We start from the raw sequence: 255 nt of genomic DNA, 5'->3' as shown, positions 1-255 counted from the left end.
GCCATGGCAGCTCGACCTCGGTCGGCCAGCAATCGGGCCTGTTCGCCGGCGACGGCGGCTACCACGTCAAGGCCGATACGGTTGACCTGAAAGGCGGCGCTATCGCCAGCACTAACACGACCGATTCCGAGCTGACCACCAACGCGCTGACCACGTCCAATCTTGAAAATAAGATGAGCTACTCGGCCAGCTACGTCAGCATGGCGGGCGGCATTAGCGGCGGCAGTGACTTCGGCAAGAAGGATGATCAGGGCA

Annotated in this window: 1 protein-coding gene; it reads left to right on the top strand. The window is 61.6% G+C overall.

Features of this window, described 5'->3' with window-relative positions:
- A partial coding sequence (locus GM658_RS29035; protein WP_170299042.1) for a hypothetical protein occupies nucleotides 1-255 on the top strand: 255 nt, incomplete at both ends.

Origin of the sequence: Massilia eburnea, from assembly GCF_009720745.1 — a bacterium.
In the GTDB taxonomy this organism is placed as follows: domain Bacteria; phylum Pseudomonadota; class Gammaproteobacteria; order Burkholderiales; family Burkholderiaceae_D; genus Rugamonas; species Rugamonas eburnea.
Note: the sequence above shows the minus strand (reverse complement) of the source record. Positions and strands in the feature narration are given on the sequence as shown.